At 29.4% G+C, this 18602-nt stretch carries 19 protein-coding genes; 11 read left to right on the top strand and 8 right to left on the bottom strand.

Annotated features, from left to right (window positions below; genetic code table 11):
* Position 1: 1 nt before the first annotated feature.
* The 3 genes from OD91_RS10520 to fabD form a co-directional block, all read right to left on the bottom strand.
* Complete coding sequence (locus OD91_RS10520; protein WP_144896345.1) at positions 2-1756, bottom strand: hypothetical protein; 1755 nt, start codon at positions 1754-1756, stop codon at positions 2-4.
* A gap of 258 nt (positions 1757-2014) precedes the next feature.
* Positions 2015-3076 (bottom strand): Fic family protein, encoded by a 1062-nt coding sequence (locus OD91_RS10515; protein WP_144896344.1) that lies wholly within the window; start codon positions 3074-3076, stop codon positions 2015-2017.
* Positions 3077-3289: 213 nt separating this feature from the next.
* Positions 3290-4177 carry an ACP S-malonyltransferase gene (gene fabD / locus OD91_RS10510; RefSeq protein WP_144896343.1) on the bottom strand — a complete coding sequence of 296 codons (888 nt, stop codon included), beginning with the start codon at positions 4175-4177 and terminating at the stop codon, positions 3290-3292.
* Between the two features lie 316 nt (positions 4178-4493).
* Here fabD and OD91_RS10505 point away from each other — a divergent pair, with 316 nt between their 5' ends.
* The 11 genes from OD91_RS10505 (at position 4494) to OD91_RS10455 (ending at position 13916) form a co-directional block, all read left to right on the top strand.
* Positions 4494-5195 (top strand): queuosine precursor transporter, encoded by a 702-nt coding sequence (locus OD91_RS10505; protein ID WP_144896342.1) that lies wholly within the window; start codon positions 4494-4496, stop codon positions 5193-5195.
* Positions 5196-5264: 69 nt separating this feature from the next.
* Entirely contained in the window at positions 5265-5975 is a 711-nt protein-coding gene (locus tag OD91_RS10500; RefSeq protein ID WP_144896341.1) for a DUF547 domain-containing protein, read from the top strand.
* A gap of 73 nt (positions 5976-6048) precedes the next feature.
* A complete protein-coding gene (locus tag OD91_RS10495; RefSeq protein WP_144896340.1) occupies positions 6049-6384 on the top strand; it encodes an arsenosugar biosynthesis-associated peroxidase-like protein in 336 nt (111 codons plus the stop codon).
* Positions 6385-6483: 99 nt separating this feature from the next.
* Positions 6484-7536 carry an arsenosugar biosynthesis radical SAM (seleno)protein ArsS gene (gene arsS, locus OD91_RS10490; RefSeq protein WP_144896339.1) on the top strand — a complete coding sequence of 351 codons (1053 nt, stop codon included), beginning with the start codon at positions 6484-6486 and terminating at the stop codon, positions 7534-7536.
* A 33-nt stretch (positions 7537-7569) separates the two neighbouring features.
* Positions 7570-8091, top strand: coding sequence for a rhodanese-like domain-containing protein (locus OD91_RS10485; RefSeq protein WP_144896338.1), 522 nt, complete (start codon positions 7570-7572; stop codon positions 8089-8091).
* The gene (locus OD91_RS10480; protein WP_144896337.1) at positions 8084-8689 is read left to right on the top strand and encodes a TIGR04282 family arsenosugar biosynthesis glycosyltransferase; all 606 of its coding nucleotides are present in this window, start codon (positions 8084-8086) and stop codon (positions 8687-8689) included. The genes OD91_RS10485 and OD91_RS10480 overlap by 8 nt, the downstream gene beginning before the upstream one ends.
* Before the next feature lie 3 nt (positions 8690-8692).
* The gene (locus tag OD91_RS10475) at positions 8693-9421 is read left to right on the top strand and encodes a T9SS type A sorting domain-containing protein (RefSeq protein ID WP_144896336.1); all 729 of its coding nucleotides are present in this window, start codon (positions 8693-8695) and stop codon (positions 9419-9421) included.
* Positions 9422-9432: 11 nt separating this feature from the next.
* On the top strand, positions 9433-10245 hold the full coding sequence (locus tag OD91_RS10470) for a purine-nucleoside phosphorylase (protein WP_144896335.1): 813 nt from the start codon (positions 9433-9435) through the stop codon (positions 10243-10245).
* Positions 10246-10318: 73 nt separating this feature from the next.
* Positions 10319-11287, top strand: a complete 969-nt coding sequence (gene arsM / locus OD91_RS10465) for an arsenosugar biosynthesis arsenite methyltransferase ArsM (RefSeq protein WP_144896334.1) — start codon at positions 10319-10321, stop codon at positions 11285-11287.
* Between the two features lie 168 nt (positions 11288-11455).
* On the top strand, positions 11456-13057 hold the full coding sequence (locus OD91_RS10460) for a glycosyltransferase family 39 protein (protein ID WP_186434436.1): 1602 nt from the start codon (positions 11456-11458) through the stop codon (positions 13055-13057).
* Positions 13050-13916, top strand: coding sequence for a sterol desaturase family protein (locus OD91_RS10455; RefSeq protein ID WP_144896332.1), 867 nt, complete (start codon positions 13050-13052; stop codon positions 13914-13916). The genes OD91_RS10460 and OD91_RS10455 overlap by 8 nt, the downstream gene beginning before the upstream one ends.
* 3 nt (positions 13917-13919) lie before the next feature.
* Here OD91_RS10455 and OD91_RS10450 read toward each other — a convergent pair whose 3' ends face one another.
* The 5 genes from OD91_RS10450 to OD91_RS10430 all read right to left on the bottom strand — a co-directional run bounded on the left by OD91_RS10450 (position 13920) and on the right by OD91_RS10430 (position 18593).
* Positions 13920-14648 (bottom strand): metallophosphoesterase family protein, encoded by a 729-nt coding sequence (locus OD91_RS10450; RefSeq protein ID WP_144896331.1) that lies wholly within the window; start codon positions 14646-14648, stop codon positions 13920-13922.
* Positions 14649-14709: 61 nt separating this feature from the next.
* Positions 14710-15972 carry an outer membrane protein assembly factor gene (locus OD91_RS10445; RefSeq protein ID WP_144896330.1) on the bottom strand — a complete coding sequence of 421 codons (1263 nt, stop codon included), beginning with the start codon at positions 15970-15972 and terminating at the stop codon, positions 14710-14712.
* A gap of 4 nt (positions 15973-15976) precedes the next feature.
* The gene (locus tag OD91_RS10440) at positions 15977-16711 is read right to left on the bottom strand and encodes a hypothetical protein (protein WP_255513238.1); all 735 of its coding nucleotides are present in this window, start codon (positions 16709-16711) and stop codon (positions 15977-15979) included.
* On the bottom strand, positions 16701-17702 hold the full coding sequence (locus OD91_RS10435) for a glycoside hydrolase (protein ID WP_144896329.1): 1002 nt from the start codon (positions 17700-17702) through the stop codon (positions 16701-16703). The genes OD91_RS10440 and OD91_RS10435 overlap by 11 nt, the downstream gene beginning before the upstream one ends.
* 27 nt (positions 17703-17729) lie before the next feature.
* The gene (locus tag OD91_RS10430) at positions 17730-18593 is read right to left on the bottom strand and encodes a transporter (protein WP_144896328.1); all 864 of its coding nucleotides are present in this window, start codon (positions 18591-18593) and stop codon (positions 17730-17732) included.
* Between the last annotated feature and the right edge of the window lie 9 nt (positions 18594-18602).

Genomic DNA, 18602 nt, shown 5'->3' with positions numbered 1-18602 from the left:
CCTAAGCAGACAAACCTGCTGCAGGTGTTGCTGCGTCTGCAGTAACACATGTTAAACCAGAATTTCCTGATATATTAAAGTTAAATAAACCCGTATTATTACCGTTGGCTATATTTAAACTAACGAGCTGGTTATTATTAAGAATCAAAGTAAACAACCTAGAGAATGCGCTAAAATCTAGGGCAGTAAACATATTATTTTCAGCCCTAAAAACCCTCATATTAGTTTGCGCACTTAAATCTAAGCTTGCAAATTGGTTATCTGATACATAAAAACTATCAATTAATGGATTATTAGTAACATCTATATTTGAAAAATTATTTTTATTAATAAAAAAAGCTCTAAGGTTTATATTTGTTGATACATCTAAAGAAGATAGTTGATTATCTATTAAAGCTAAGGTTGTTAAAGTACTTACACCAGAAACATTTACATTAGTTAATTGATTAGTACTTCCATTAATGGTAGTAATTTTAGTATTCTGTCTAAAATCTAACGATGTAAATTTATTATTACCTCCATCAAAATTTAATAACATACTATTCATAGATAAATCTATGGAAGTGATTTGATTTGACAAACAGACTAAATCTATTAAATTTACATTACTAGTAACATCTAACATAGTTAGTTGATTTTGACCTATATTTAGTTTTTCTAATAACGTATTTTGAGATAAATCTATAGTACCAATTTGGTTCATTTTACAATTTAACTCTTTTAAAGCAGCAAAATCTTCTATACCTACCATACTAGATATGGTTAAATTTGGTACTTCTAGTTTTGTAACCGTATTTATTCTATTAGTAAAAACAGTACCATTTCCATTAATACCATCACCCATACTATTTGGAGAATTAAGAGCGACTGGCATACCCTGTGCGTTATGTAATTCTAAATAATTTTCTAAGTTAGGATCTGGTACATTTGTTAAACCACTAGCTGTTAAAGAAAGCTTAGATATTTTACCAGCACTATATTCTGCTATATATAGGTCTGAACCAATAAGTTTAGTTGCAGTAACTCCAGCTAAATTTATTACTACATCTGTAGCAGTTGTTGGTAATGAAGCAGTAATATCTATTTTTGAAATTTTTTGACCAAAAAATTCAGATATATACAAATCATTTCCATTTAATTCTAATTTTGATGGCCAATTTAAACCGGTTACTACATCAATTGCTACAGGGGTAGTGGCTGTAATATCTATTTTTGAAATTTTATTACCAGCAAATTCAGATATATACAAATCATTTCCGTTTAATATTATATCTGATGGATTATTTAAACCTCTTATAACATCAACAGCAACAGGTATAGTAGCAGTTATGTCTATTTTTGAAATTTTACCACCAATACCTTCAACTATATATAAATCATTACCACTCAAAATCATATCCTGAGGGTTAAATAAACCTGTAATAACATCTATAACTACTGGTGTAGCTGCTGTAATGTCTATTTTTGAAATTTTACCATTCGAATTTTCTGCTATATATAAATCATTCCCATTTAAAAGTAATCCAGCCCCACCACCTATACCTGTTATTATATCTGTTGCAGTTGTAGGTATTGGCGATGTTATATCTATTTTTAAAATTTTTCTACCTCCATTTTCTACAATATACATATCGTTACCGTTAATTGCCATATCCGTGGGCAAACCTAAACCTGTTACAACATCTACTTGCGCGTATGTTTTACTATTACATACTAAAAAAGTAATTAGCGTTAAAAAAAGTATTCTTGTTTTCATTTGTCTTTATATTAAATTAATATAGTTTTCAATTTCAAAGATGAAACAAGAGGTACAGTTACACAATAGCTAATCCATTTAGTGTCGCTCTCAATCCATTACCTGTCGAGTTCAGTCCATTAATGGTAAAAAAGGGTGAAAAAAATTAATGCAAAAAAAGAGCATGTAAACATGCTCTTTTTAATTAAAATATAAGTAATCTTATTCCAAAACTGCTCCACTAGCAGCAACAGATCTATCAATTTTACTTAGTAAACACTACTCTGTTAGCTTTGGTTCTAAATTAAAATATTTGTTTACAGCATATTTGTACTGATTTATAAATATCTTTTTAAATTCAGTAATATTGTTTTGTTCGTAAAAGAGGAGCATTGCTTTTTTGTAATCAGAAGCTTTTACACTTCTATAAGACAATGGACAATATCCATTTTCCATAAGAATGGCATTACTTATAATTCTGGCAGTACGCTTATTACCATCATTAAATGCTTGAATATATGATAATAAGATTAATAATAATAATGCTTTTTCAAATATATTATTCCTTTCGTTTACTAAATCACACATTTGTTGCAGAACTTCTACTATTTGCTGCTCCATACTTAAAGGTTTGTATTCTGTTCCTCCAACTCCAACTCCACGTTTTCGGATATTTCTTTCAACTCCTAATTTTTTAATTAGGATAGAATGGATATCCTCAATTCGATTGATTGTCAAAGGTTTCAAATAATCTGGTTCAGCTATAATAAAATCTAAAGCATCTTTATGATTAAGAAGCATTATAGCATCTTCTTGCTTCTTACCTTCAGCAAGCTCCTTATACTTTATTAGTGCTTCTGTCTCAAGTAAAGTATAAGTGTTTCCTTCTATCTCACCAGATTTCCAAGACAAATCGATTGCCAAAATTTCTAATTCCTTTTTATATTCACTACTAGACAGTGGAGCAATATTTTTAGTATACTTATCATGCAATAAATTTAACTGTTCAATTTCTTCTTTTGTAAATAGTTCCGCTTTACTCAACACTTTTGGAATCAATTCAAGGTTAAAAAATTTCTTTGCATTACGTTCTTCCGGAAGCAAGTTATAATATGCTTTAAGGTCGATTGGAACAAACAACTCGTATGCATCAGAGATTGAATACCTTCTTGCTTTTCCGTTGCCATGTGTTTTTATTAATTTTGGAGTCATTTCTAATAACAGCCTCCTTATGGTACTTTCCCCCATTTTTACTTTTACTCCTTTGTAAATGCTCGCCCTTTCTACTGGTTGATTTGCTCTTACAAAATCTATAATTGCTTGTTTTTTAACCTTTAACATATTTTCAATTTAGCTATCTAATTATTACTTTACTAAGTACAAATATACAAAATACTGCCCAAACTTTAATTGAATGCTGCTCAAATTATATTATTATGAGCAGTATTACATCTTTTTTTGAGCAAAAAAAGTAATTTTTATTGATTGCTAAAATATTGGTTTGATATATATCGAAAATAAATTTATAACTGATTTAATCTAGAAAGATCAAAACTACGCCTCCAAACTAACACCACTCGCAGCAACAGATCTATCAATTTTACGCATTAAACCCTGTAACACTTTACCAGGTCCAACTTCAATAAATTCAGTTCCTCCATCAGCAATCATAGACTGGATACATTGTGTCCATTTAACAGGAGCAGTTAATTGCGCAATTAAATTTTCTTTTATTTCATCAGGGTTTGTAACAGCTTTTGCTGGCACATTTTGATATACTGCACAAGTCGGTTCGCTAAAAGTAGTTTCTTCAATTGCAGCAGCCAATTCTTCTCTTGCAGGCTCCATCATTGGGGAGTGAAAAGCACCACCAACAGGTAAAATTAATGCTCTTCTTGCGCCTTTTTCTGTTAATATTTCACAAGCCTTTTCAATTGCAGAAACTTCACCAGAAATTACTAATTGCCCTGGGCAATTATAATTTGCAGCAACCACTACTCCATCAATTTCTGCACAAATATCTTCCACTATTTTATCTTCCAATCCTAAAACAGCTGCCATCGTTGATTTTTGAATTTCACATGCTTTCTGCATCGCCAAAGCACGCTTAGAAACTAAAATTAATCCATCTTCAAAAGATAAAACTCCGTTAGCAACCAATGCAGATAATTCACCTAAAGAATGACCCGCTACCATTTCTGGCTGAAAAGAATCACCTAATACTTTTGCTAAAATTACCGAATGTAAAAATATAGCCGGTTGCGTTACTTTAGTTTCTTTCAATTGTTCCGCAGTACCTTCAAACATAATGTCGGTAATATTGAACCCTAAAATCTGGTTGGCTTTTTCAAAATATTCTTGAGCCAAAGGGTATTGTTCGTATAAATCCAATCCCATTCCTGGAAATTGTGCTCCTTGACCTGGAAAAATATATGCTTTCATGTAATGTTTATTTATGTAACTGATAATTCGTTTAATTATTTAATCGCCGCAAAAATAATGATTTTAATTGGAAGCTATTCCCGCTTGAAGTTTATGTTGAGCGAAGTCGAAATGCACTCGCTTTTTTTGTCATTGCGAAGTTTACTTTTTTGTAAACTGTGGCAATCTCATTAAAATAGCAGATTGCTTCATTTTATTCGCAATGACAAAAAAGAGCTCAAACAAATGCTTCAATCGGGGCTAAGCATATTTATAATCGAATTTAAAAATTAGAAAGTCTAGCAATCTAATAATCTAAATTCATTAACTTCGTTTTATGACAGCGAAACAAAAATCCTCAGCACAATTAATCTATTTAATTTTAGCTGCGTTGTTTATTGCATCATTAGTTACTTCAAATTTAATTTTTCAAAAATTCTTTTATTGGTATCCAATCGACATAGAACTATTTGATGTTAAATTATTTGAAATTTCTGTAGGTTTATTACCCTATCCTATCACTTTTTTAATCACCGATATTTTATCAGAAATCTATGGAAAAAAGAAAGCTAATCAAGTTGTTATTGCCGGAATTTTCGCTTCATTTTTTTCTCTTTTAATAATATATGTATCTAAAAGTGTACCAGCAATTTCATGGTCTCCTGTTAAAGACGATACTTTTTTAGATGTATTTGGCGCTGCACCATTAGCAGTATTAGCTTCTATGTTAGCTTATTTATTTGCACAATTTATAGACATTAGAGTTTATCATTTTTGGAAAAATCTAACCAAAGGAAAACACCTATGGCTTCGAAATAACTTCTCAACATTTACGTCACAAATTGTAGACACATTAACAGTTTTACTTTTATTATGCTCTTTCGGAATCATAAAATGGGACTTGTTTTTAGGCTTACTAATAAGCGGAATACTCTTTAAAATAATAGTAGCTGCCCTAGACACACCAATTTTATACGGAATTGTGTATCTTTTTAGAAGAAAATTCAACTTAAAAATCGGAGAAGAAATAACCGATTAAAATTTTGGCAACATTTTTGTAAACTTATAAATAGCCATTCGTCTAAACTTAAAATTAAATATCATAATCATGAAAAAAAGTATCGCAATAATTTTTATTCTTATGTTAACATTTAACATAAATGCGCAAACTGAAAAATTTGATTCATTATTAAAAACGCATGTAGATAAAGATGGTAATGTAGATTATAAAGGCTTCAAAAAAGATGAAGCTAAACTAGACGCTTACTTAACATGTTTAGTAGAAACTAAAATAGACAAATCTTGGTCTGCAGCAAAAACCAAAGCTTTTTGGGCAAATGCATATAATGCATATACTGTTAAATTAATTTTAAAAAATTACCCATTAAAAAGCATCATGAAAGTTAAGAAAAAAGGGAAAGATGCTTGGAATATTCCGTTTGCAAATGTTGGTGGAAAAACATATACCTTAAATAATATTGAACATGATGTTTTAAGAAAGAATTATAAAGATCCAAAAATTCATGTAGCGGTAAATTGTGCTTCAGGATCTTGTCCACAATTAGGAAACTTTGCTTTTACAGAAGAAAACTACGAAGCAAAAACAGAAGAATTAATGAAGAAATTTATTAATGACCCTAAAAGAAATAAAGTCTCTGAAAAGAAAGCTCAACTTTCTAAAATATTTGATTGGTACAAAAAAGACTTTACAACAAATGGTTCTCTAAAAGAATATTTAAATAAATATTCAGATGTTATAACTACCAAAAAAACAAAAGTTAGTTATTTAAAATACGACTGGAGTTTAAACGGAAAGTAAGAAACACTATTACTTTTTGATAAAAAAGCTTGAAAACAATTCGTATTTTTACTTTTCAACAGAAATAAAACAAATGTCTAAAACATATTATGACCCGGCTGACTTAAGAAAGTTTGGAAAAATAACAGAATGGAACGAAGAACTTGGTAACAAGTTCTTTGATTATTATGGAAAAGTCTTTGAAGAAGGAGCATTAACTGCTCGTGAAAAATCTTTAATTGCTTTGGCAGTTTCTCATACAGAACAATGTCCATATTGCATAGAATCATACACAAAAGATGGCTTACAACGTGGAATTACCAAAGAAGAAATGATGGAAGCTGTTCATGTTGGAGCTGCTATAAAAAGTGGTGCAACGTTAGTACATGGAGTTCAAATGATGAATAAAGTGAATAAATTAGAAATGTAAGCAGGCTCTAATTTTGCCTAAAGCAAAATTTTAGAGGTCGCTTATCCGGATGAAAATCAGGATCCATTAAAATGAGAAGTTGAAACAAGTTCAGCATAAATGAAGAAATCACTATTAGCAAGAAATAACGATTTAGCAAACACACAACGTCAGTTAGAAATTCTTTCAAACGGAATGTTTGCTGATGGAGAATTACCAACGTTTGCTAAAAAAATAAAAGAAACCAATCAATTTCCTTTACGTCCTAAAAAGTTAGAAATTCTACAAATTAATTTAGGGTATATGTGCAATCAAGTTTGTGCTCATTGTCATGTAGATGCAGGGCCTGACAGAAAAGAAATTATGACGGTAGAAACCATGCAGCAATGTTTGGATGTCATTAAAAAAACTGGAGCTCACACGTTAGATTTAACTGGTGGCGCACCAGAAATGAATCCTAACTTTAGGTGGTTTGTAGAAGAAGCATCAAAAGCAGGAATTAAAGATTTTATCGTTCGTTCAAACCTAACTATCATTAGAGCTAATAAAAAATATTACGATTTACCTGAGTTCTTTAAAAAGCATAATGTTCATGTAGTTTCATCAATGCCGCATTGGACACGTGGTAAAACAGACAAACAAAGAGGTGACGGAGTTTTTGACAAATCGATTAAAGCATTACAAATGCTAAACGAAGTTGGGTATGGAAAAGAAGGTTCAAATTTAAAATTAGATTTGGTATATAATCCTTCAGGTGCATTTTTACCTGGAGATCAAATGGCGTTAGAAAACGACTTTAAAAAAGCGTTGAAAGAGGATTTTAACATCGATTTTCATCAACTTTTTGCTATTACAAATTTACCAATCAGTCGATTTTTAGATTATTTAATTGCTTCAGAAAATTACGAAGATTACATGTATGCATTAGTAGAAGCATATAATCCGTTAGCAGTAGAAAATGTAATGTGTACCAATACCTTATCGGTTAGTTGGGACGGAAATTTATACGATTGTGATTTTAATCAAATGCTAAATTTAAAAGTAGCTAGTAAAGTAAAACACATTTCAGAATATAACGAAGAATTATTACAAAACAGAAATATAATTATCAATCAACATTGCTATGGATGTACTGCTGGTGCAGGAAGTAGTTGCCAAGGTGTTGTAGCGTAATAGTTGTTAGAAAAATTAAGTGTTCATTTATAAATGAAAAAAATAGTCTTCTTATTTGTATTAATTTCTTTAAACTCTTTTTCTCAAGAGAGTTTAAAAGATTTATTAAAAAAATATAATACTGAAAGTGTTCCGTATATTTCTGTTGATAGTTTAAAGAAAATAACAAAAAAACCTTTCGACTCCACTCTAGCTGACAATAACATTATTTTATTAGACGCAAGAGAAAAAAAAGAATATAAAGTCAGTCATTTAAAAAATGCGCTCTTTGTAGGGTATGATAAGTTCAACTTAAAAAAAACAACTAAAAACCTTCCTAATAAAAATGCAAAAATTGTGGTTTATTGTAGCTTAGGAGTTCGATCGGAAATTGTGGCAGAAAAACTTAAAAAAGCTGGTTATACTAATGTTCTAAACTTATATGGCGGAATTTTTGAATGGAAAAACAACGGTAATACTGTTTTTAATTCTAAAGAAAAATCAACCGAAAAAGTACATACGTGTACTAAAGAATGGAGTCAGTGGTTAGTAAAAGGAGAAAAAGTATATGAGTAAAAACTTACTTTTAATTTTTACTAGAAATCCTGAATTAGGAAAAGTAAAAACTAGGCTCGCTAAAACCATTGGTGATAAAAATGCTTTAAAAATTTACAAAAAACTACTACATCAAACTAAAAAGGTAACTCAATATTTAGATTGTGATAAGGCCGTTTATTATTCTGTTAAGATTAGAAAAAATGATATTTGGGATTCATCAATATATCAAAAACATCAACAAACAGGAAATGATTTAGGCTTTAGAATGCAGAATGCTTTTGAAAATTCATTTAAAAAAGGATATGAAAAAGTGATGATTATCGGTAGTGATTTATTTGATTTATCAGAAGAAATTATAAATGAAGCTTTTTATCAACTTGATAAAAATGATACTGTTATTGGACCTGCAGAAGACGGAGGGTACTATTTATTAGGGATGAAAAAAAACTATCCAGAAATCTTTCAAAATAAAAATTGGGGAACTTCTTCTGTAAGAAAAGCCACTTTAGAAGATTTAAAGAATCAAAATACATTTCAACTTGAAGAATTAAATGACATTGATGTGTATGAAGACTTAAAAAAACACGACTCATTGTTAAAAATCATTAAAGAATAAATTATGAAACTAACTTTACCTTTTAGAAAAGCAATATTATTTTTTGCTTTAACTTCTTTTTTAGTTCTTAACACAAGCGCTCAATGTACCGAATCTGCTTCTAGCTTTGGTAATAATACATCAACACAATCATACAATATTTCCGGGGATGTTTCTGTAGTTTTAAACGCAAACGGAACCAGTGTAAATCTAGATTTTGGCAGTAATTTTTCTACTGCTTCTGGGCCAGATGTACGAGCATATTTAATAAAATCTGAAGGAAAAACAAATGATGAATTAAAAGGTTTAAATCCAACTACAGTTGATAATATTTCTTTTGGTTTAGTAGGTTTTTCTGGCGTTCAGTCTTACACCGCAAACATTCCAAATGGAGCAGATATCACTAAATATGATACAGTATTTTTCTATTGTCTTCAATATACAGCATTTTGGGATTATGGAAAATACACACCATTTACAGCAAATTCTTGTTCAATATTAAATGTTGAAAAAACATCGTTAACTAACTTTAGTTTTTACCCTAACCCTGCAAAAAATAGTATTCAATTTACTAATGTAGACATGGCTAAAACTGAAATCCGTATTTTTGATGTTTTAGGGAAACAAGTATATCATCAACCTAAAGAAAAAGGCACAAACAAATTAGACCTTTCTAATTTAAATACTGGAATTTACTTACTTTCAGTAATTAAAGGTGATAAAAAAACGACTAGAAAATTGGTGATAGAATAGTTAATTAATTTATGATTGAACATTTAAAAGTAACCTCAGATTTTCTTACATCAAAAGGAATTACAAACCCTCAATTAGGAATTGTTTTAGGAACTGGTTTAGGAAAATTAGTTGATGAGATTACAATTGAACAAGAAATTGCCTATTCTGAAATTCCACATTTTCCAACTGCCACTGTAGAGTTTCATTCTGGAAAATTAATTTACGGAACCTTATCTGGTAAAAAAGTATTGGTAATGTCTGGTCGTTTTCATTTATATGAAGGCTATAATCTTTGGGAAGTTACCTATGGAATTAGAACGATGCATTCTTTAGGCATCACTACATTGTTAATTTCAAATGCTGCTGGTGCCATCAATCTAAACTATAAAAAAGGAGATTTAATGTTGATTGATGATCATATTAATTTACAAGGTGGATCGCCATTAGCATTTAAAGGAGCTAACACTTTTGGAAATATTTTTGCGGATATGTTAGAACCGTATTCGAAAAAAATAAATGATCAACTTAAAGAAATTGCTTTAGAAAATAATATAGAATTGCATGAAGGTATTTACGCGAGTGTTGTAGGACCTCAACTTGAAACACGTGCAGAATATAGAATGTTACAAATTTTAGAAACGGATGCCGTTGGTATGAGTACAGTTCCTGAAGTCATTGTTGCTAAACAATTGAATTTAGACTGTGCCGCAATTTCTGTGTTAACCGATGAATGTGATCCTAAAAATTTACAACCTGTTAATATTGCAGAAATCATTGAAATTGCTGGAAAAACAGAACCAAAAATGATAACATTATTTAAAGAATTAATTAAAACAATATAAAGTTTGCAGTAAATCAGATAACAGTCTGTAACTTGACTAAAAACTGATAACTGAAAACCGAAAACTAAAAAAAATGAGTTACTTAGAAACCACACATAACGTATATAAAGAGGCAGCTTTAACACCAGATGTAGGGCTTTGCTGTACTACAAATCCTATTTGGGAATTACCTGGATTAAAGATTCCAAGAATCATGCAAGAAATGAATTACGGTTGTGGTTCTACAGTACATGCACGCGATTTAACAAACAATCCTAAGATGCTATATGTTGGTGTTGGTGGTGGAATGGAATTACTACAATTCGCTTATTTTAATAGAAATAAAGATGGCGTAATTGGTTTAGATGTTGTTGATGAAATGCTTGAAGCATCGCGCAAAAATTTTAAAATTGCTGAAGAACAGAATGATTGGTTTAAGAGTGATTTTGTAGACCTTAGAAAAGGAGATGCAATGGATTTACCTGTGGATGATAATTCTATAGATGTTGCTGCGCAAAACTGCTTGTTTAATATTTTTAAGTCTGATGATTTAAAGAAAGCGATTGCAGAAATGCATAGAGTTTTAAAACCTCACGGACGTTTAGTAATGAGTGATCCTACGTGTGAACAACCAATGAATGATGAATTACGTAACGATGAACGTTTACGTGCTTTATGTTTAAGCGGAAGTTTATCAATTGCCGATTATGTAAAAGCATTAACTGATGCTGGTTTTGGAACCATAGAAATTAGAGCTAGAAAACCATATCGAATTCTTGACCCTAAGAATTACCCAACAGACGAATTAATTTATATTGAATCTATAGAAGTTGCTGCAATTAAAGATCCGATGCCTGCTGACGGCCCTTGTATTTTTACTGGAAAAGCGGCTATTTATTATGGTGAAGATGATTATTTTGATGATGGTTTAGGACATACATTACTAAAAAACCAACCCTTAGCAATTTGTGATAAAACTGCTGCCGCTTTAGAAGCTTTAGGTAGAGATGATATTTTCTTTTCTCCTTCTACGTTTCATTATGATGGTGGAGGTTGTTGTTAGCCGATAATCGGTATTAAATTATTTTAAAAACGTTTATTTCATTAACTTTGAAGTAAACGTTTTTACTTTAGAAAAGAATACAATTACACACAAGAGTTCGTGAAACAAATCATTCATTTTTTTTCTAAAAAATTTAACCAAAACCATTTTATAGTATTCTGGTTTTTGTTGAATTTTTTTCAAATTGCTACAACTGAACTTACAAGTGATGAAGCCTATTATTGGTTTTATTCACAAGAATTAGATTGGGGGTATTACGATCATCCTCCTTTAATTTCTTTATTAATAAACTTTGGTAAACTATTTTTTGAAAGTGAAATCGCTGTTCGTTTTGGAAATGTACTGTTACTTTCAATTGCACTCTATTTTCTTTTTAAAATTAGACCTTGGACAAGAAAAGAAAAGCATTTTTTATATCTCATAATTTTAGGATTTCCTCTTTTAAACTATATCACATTTATTGCCTTTCCAGATTCTAGTTTGGTTGCATTAAGCATGGCTTTTTTATATTATTATAAACAATTTTTAGAACGTAGTTCTAAAAAGAATATGTTTATTCTAAGCATTATTATAGCCTTGATGTTCTATGCTAAATATCATGCAATTTTATTTATTGGATTTGTAATTATCTCTAACTTAAAATTACTGACTAACAAATATTTTTATACTGCTCTAGCGTTAGTTATTGTGTTTTATTTACCTCATATATTATGGCAAATAGATCATAATTTTGCTTCTTTAAAATTTCATTTAGTGGGAAGATCTAATCCTTTTCAAACTCGCTTTTTTGGCGAATTTATAAGTCAACAAATCCCAATAATTGGATTAGGTTTAATTTGGATTCCCTTTATTTTTAAAACAAAAAATCAATTTGAAAAAACATTGAAATTTATAGCAATTGGATCTTTTTTATTTTTCTTATTTAGTTCTTTAAAAGGTTTTGTTCATATTCATTGGACATCTATTGCAATTTTCCCTATCATTATTTTATCTGCTAAATATTATTCATCTTTAAAAAAGAAAACACTTTTTTATAGTTTAGTGTTACCCTTTGTCTTTTTGTTACTTATAATTCGATTGTACTTATCTTTTCAGATATTTCCGTCTAATAAACTAGGTACCGATTATTATCACGATAGAAACTTATGGGCAGAAGACATCACAAAAATTTCACAAGGAAAACCTGTTTTATTTGATGCTGGAAATGAATCTCTACGAGAAGCACCAATGTATTCTTTTTATGCCAAAAAATTAGGTATCGCTATGTTTCCAGGTGAGTTTAAAAAATCTCAATATCAAATTTGGCAGTACGAAGATTCTATTCAGAATAAAGATATTATGCTCATTAAAAGACACTCTTTTAATACTAGTATCGATTTAAAAACCCGAATGGGAAAAACAATTCATTATAAATTAATTGATAATTTCACCTCGTTTAACAACATTAAAATTGATTTTAATCCAAAAGACATTTCTTTAAAAAAAGATGTGCTCTCAGGATTTATCACCTTAAAAAATCACAGAAATAAAACTATAAATATATCTTCTTCAAAAATCTATATTTCAATAATTGGTAAAGAAAAAAGGGATGATAATTTGAGAAATTTAGAAGAAAACAGTATCTTAATAAATCCTAATCAATCTAAAAAAATCGAGTTTAAAGTAACATCAAAAAATATAAAAGGAGATTATAAAATAGCATTTGGTTTTATAAATAAAAACATGAATTGGTCTATAAATAGCACTAGAAAAAATATCAATTTTGACTAAATATTTTGACATAGCAAAAGAGTCTTTTGTTGGATATTACAACTATCTAATCAATGAAATTTTAAACCCACATTGGGGTAATTATTTCTATTGGTTAATTGCTATTTCTTTAATTTTCTTTTTTATAGAAATCTTACTTCCTTGGCGAAAAAAACAAGCTCTTTTTAGACGTGATTTTTGGCTAGATACTTTTTACATGTTCTTTAATTTCTTTCTATTTTCTTTAATTGGTTATAATGCAATTTCTAATGTTGCTGTAACTTTTTTTAACGATAATTTAAAAGCTATCGGAATTGACAATCTTACTTTTTTTCATGTAGAAGAGTTTCCTTTTTGGAGTCAATTATTGATTCTCTTTCTGGTAAGAGATTTCATTCAATATTTTATCCACAGACTACTACATAAAGTTCCTTTTTTATGGAATTTTCACAAAGTCCATCATTCAGTAAAAGAAATGGGATTTGCAGCTCATTTACGTTTTCACTGGATGGAAACTGTAGTATACAGAACCCTAGAATATATTCCGTTAGCATTGATAGGTTTTGGAATTGACGATTTTATTTTAGTGCATTTATTTACACTTACATGGGGCCATTTTAATCATAGCAATACCAACATTTCTTTGGGTGTTTTCAAATATATTTTTAATAATCCTAAAATGCATATTTGGCATCATAGTAAAGAAATTCCGAATAAAACAGGTGTTAATTTTGGACTCACTTTAAGCCTATGGGATTATCTTTTTAAAACAGATTATATACCTTCAGATGGAAAAAATATTGAACTTGGTTTTGATGATGATGACGTTTTTCCGCAAGATTTTATTGGGCAAGAAATCTATCCTTTAAGCAAGAAATAAAAACTACTTATTTCTACCTTTTTCATCTGGATACAAACCTGGTAAAGCATCACTTTGAAAAACTTCTTTTGTATCGATATTTAATGCTGAAATTTTTCCTTTAAAAGCTGCGCCAGTATCAATATTCCAAATAGTTGCTTTATTGATTGGAACATTGATCTCATAATTTGTTGTAGGTGTATGTCCAATATAAATTTCTTTATAATGTTGTAATCGTTTAGGATAAAATTTTGAACTAACAGAAAGTTCCGAATCCATTGCTAAAACCATTTCCCAAAGCGACCTGTCTAAATAGAAATTTTGTTGATGCAATTCTCTTTCTACACCATGTAATGAAGTAAATCCTGCATGCAAAAACAGTCTATTTTGAGAATCTAAATAATATAAAGGCATGTTTTGAAAAAAAATTAAATGCTGCTTTTTTTCTTCAGGAGAAAATCGCTCATAGCTTTCCATGGTTTCTTTGCCTCCATGCATATACCAAGAAGGGTGCACTGCTTCTTTTTCTAACCATTCTTGACACCAAACATCATGATTTCCTTTAATAAAAACACAATTTATTTTTTCAGAGAGATTAATTAAGAACTCGATAACTTGTGCAGATTCACTCCAACCATCAACATAATCGCCCATAAAAATAAGGGTATCATCTTCTTTAATTTCTAGCTGATTTAAAACCTGAATTAAAGCTCGTAATCCACCATGAATATCACCAATTGCAAACATTCGCATATACTATTTAGTTTTAGACAAAACTAAGTACTTTCTAAAAAGAAAAGAAATTTAAATAAGATTAAAAATATTGACCAATACCAAAAACAATTCCTCTTGATTTATCCTTTAAACTAAATCCATAATCTATTCTAAAAGTCGCATTAAATATTTTTTTATGAATAAATCGTAAACCAACACCAGAAAATAATTGAATGTTTTTATGATTGGTTAAATCATTTAAATCACCACCTGGAGTTCTCCAAGAACCAACATCAATAAAAGTATTACTTTGTAAAACAAACCAGTCTTTTTCTAACAACGTATGTCTATATTCTGAATTTAATACAACACTTCCTGTACCTCTATCCACTAGGATTCCAACACCCCGGATGTTCAAATTATTATCAATAGCAAAAGGAGCAAAAGGTGTTTTATCGTTTTTGGCCAAACCTATTCGTAATCTATTAGCCAAAACTCCGCTTGACCACATTTTCCTGAAGTAAAAGAAATCATTCCAAAATACAAAAAATTGATTCTGGAAATCGTTTTCCGTTACAACATATTGCAGATACAATTCACTTTTAAATCCATCTATATATTGATAAAAATAATTTAAATTATCGTAGGTATATACAAACTTTAAGAGCTTCTTATTTAAATCTAGATTTAATGGAATTGTTGCTGATGTAACACCAGATAAGTATTTATATTTTTCATTAAAAAAGTTTATCCCGAAACTAATTTTATTATTAAAATTGATTTGATGTAACCCTAAAATTTCGAAAGAAATATTATTATACAAATAATTTGCAGAACCAGAATTAAAATATAATGGCTCTTCACTTTTCCAATTTTGATGATTGATTGCCAACCCCCATTTTCTAGAAAATAAATTTGGAGCCCTAAAATTAATCGCATAGGTATCAAATCCATTATTTTGATAAAACCCTCCTAACCCAATATTTCTTCCCAAAAAATTATAGTCGTACAATCCAAGTTTATAGGAAAATTGATTGTTAACAGATGTCCATAAATTTACTTCAGGAATGATTGTGAAATTTTCTTCTACAATAATTTCAACATTTGATTTTTTATTTTCAGAATACCCTACTTTAAAATAAGCATTAGAAATAGCCGCTAATCTTTTTAAAGAAATAATGTCTTTTTCTAAAGTAAGTGAATCTAATCGATCTCCTCGTTTAGTAACAACAATAGATTTTAAAAAACTAAGTTTTGTTTTTTTATACCCATTAATTTTAAGGTGTTCAATTTTATATTCTTGAGCTTTTGTAATATGAATATTACAAAGAATAAATAGTAAAAATGAAATTTTAAACCTCATCAGTTTAAGGTATTATAAAGGTTTTTTGAACTACCAAATTTACCCAATTATCTTTACTTACACCCATAAGTGTGAAAGAATATTCTTCTGATGACTCTAGTTTGGGTGGTATATTTCTTGTTACATTTAACACCACATTATTTAAATTATAATACTGAAACTTTTTATCATATGTATATGTTCCAGAAAGTAAATTATTTTCTTTATCAGCTAATACTTCAAAATAAATCTCTGTATCATCATAAATTCCATCTTTCCAAGAAAAAACTGGCATCGTACTTTGTGTAAAGTCAATTGAAACTTTTTCATTCCATTCTGTAGGTTTTGATTGATTTTTTAATCTAATTGGATTCGATTTATGAAGTGTATTATTAACAATATAAGTCACCAAACAATAAACTTCTTTTACTTCACCTTTTACAAAACGCTCTAAATACCCATTGAATACTGGTTCTTTTGGAAGTGCTTTAAAATGATAGTTAGAAAAGTCATTAGGATCAACACCTGCAGATTCAGTTTCAAAGTATAGAATTTCTTCAGCCCCAACAATTGGATAATAAAAAATAAATGCTGTAGTATCATCATTTTTCTTACTTGCCGCACATGCAATAACTTCACCTTTTTCTAATAATGAGTTATCATCTAAATAAGATTGTAAATTAGTGTCTAAATCTACACTTCCAATACATGAAGAAAGCAATAACGTTATTATTAAAACAATACCAATGTTAGTTTTCATATTGTTGTTTTATCGTTTTTTCTACAGGTTTATTTTGTGGAGTAAATCTATTATTTTTTAAACCACCACCTTTTTTATAATCATGAAACCATTTCCAAATAAAACCTCCAGCAAACCATTTTTCTTTCCAAAACTGATTAAATAATGCTTGATATCCATTTATTTGAGCTTCTAAATTTACATTATCTTTTACTCTATTCGATTCCCAAGGCTTTGCACCCGTAAAATTTACACTTCTATATCCGTATTCTGTAAAAATAACAGGTTTGTTATATTTCTTTTGAACAGCACTAATCGTTTTTTTATGAGAATTCCATCCACTTTCAAATTCTTCTATAGTTGGTGATTTTTTATCTGTTAAAGGAAAATAAGCATCAATACCAATAAAATCTAAATCATCCCAAAACGGAATTCGTTTAAATTCATCCCAATTTGCTGCATATGTTAGTTTTCCTTTATATAGTTTTCTAATTTCTTTAATTAAATGACGCCAATATCTTGGTCTATTTAATGCAAATTTCTCTAACTCAGTTCCTATACAAAAAATTGGAGCTTTTAAAACTTCTGCAGCCTTAGCATAAGTCAAAATAAAACTACGATAAGAATCTTCTAAAACCTTCCAATCTTCTTCAGATTTCATTAAAATATTACCAGTAAACTCGCCATGCCAAACCCAAATTTGAGGTTTAATCATTAATTGGATTTTGTTCTTCTGAAGTAATTTTCCGTATTGAATAATTCCTTTTTCAGTTTCGCCAAACCACTGTCTATTTGTATTATGATTAATTGTAGGAGCTGCTAAATTTTTAATAAAACCAAACGGCATTAATGCAGCATAATTAGCTGAAACATTTGCAACTGGTGTAACATTTTTTTGAATAATTTTTTCGCCAGAAGCAACAAAACTGATACCATTTATTTTTTGCTGCTGACTTTGGCAACCAAAACTAAATTGTATCAGTAGTATAAAAAGGAGTTTATATTTTTTCATAATTGACTCCTAAAATAAGTTATTTTTCTAGAAAAGAGCTCTTAAACCAATACTATAAGTATTACCTAACCCTTGAAAATTATTTCCTCTAACAAATTTACTATACAAAACTTCTAAATTTAAAACATCTGTTAGTTGATACTTTCCACCTAAACCTAAAGATGTTCCATTCTGAGCAAAATCTCCTACTCTTTGCAAGTGTTGAGTAAATACAAGTATGGTAGATTCATTACTTGGAAAATAGCTTAAAAAGAACCCAGGTGAAAACAGAAAAGTGTTATTTGCAAAACTTTGATCAGATCCAAAACTATACTCTGTATTTAACTCTGTAAATATTTGCCAATTACCGCTTGGAAAAGTGTAATCATAAAAAAATCTATTTTGAAATGACCAAGCAGTTTGATCTAAATATCCATCAGTATTTTCTTCATCACTTATTGTAGGAATGTGTAATGCAGTTTGAATAGAAAAATTTCCAACTTTTTCAAGAGGCTGCCATTTAATTGCTGGTGCAATCGTAGTTAACCCTGCTCTTCCATCAAAACTAAAGACAGAAAAAGCATTTCTACCATTAAAAGTATTTGATCTAAATTCTACAATAGCACCAATATTTATTCTGTTATTATCATTGATTCCAGTAAAAAACTCTACGGTTGATGTAAAGAAATTCTGTCTCGGTATGGTTACACTTTTACTACCCGAATCTGTTTGTTTTGTTTGCGTATAAACACTATTAAAAAACTTAATATCCCATTGTCCGTTATCTAATAATTTAGAGGGAGTGTACGTTTGGATATTACTTTTGGTGTCTGTATCATCTTCTTGTCCATAAGTATTTAAACTTATTAAAATGATAAAAGTAAATAGTACTTTGTAAATTGAATTTTTCATGTATAAATA

Origin of the sequence: Lutibacter sp. Hel_I_33_5 (assembly GCF_007827455.1) — a bacterium.
Lineage (GTDB): Bacteria > Bacteroidota > Bacteroidia > Flavobacteriales > Flavobacteriaceae > Polaribacter.
The sequence above is the reverse complement of the archived record's forward strand: the minus strand, read 5'-3'. Positions and strand labels throughout refer to the sequence as shown.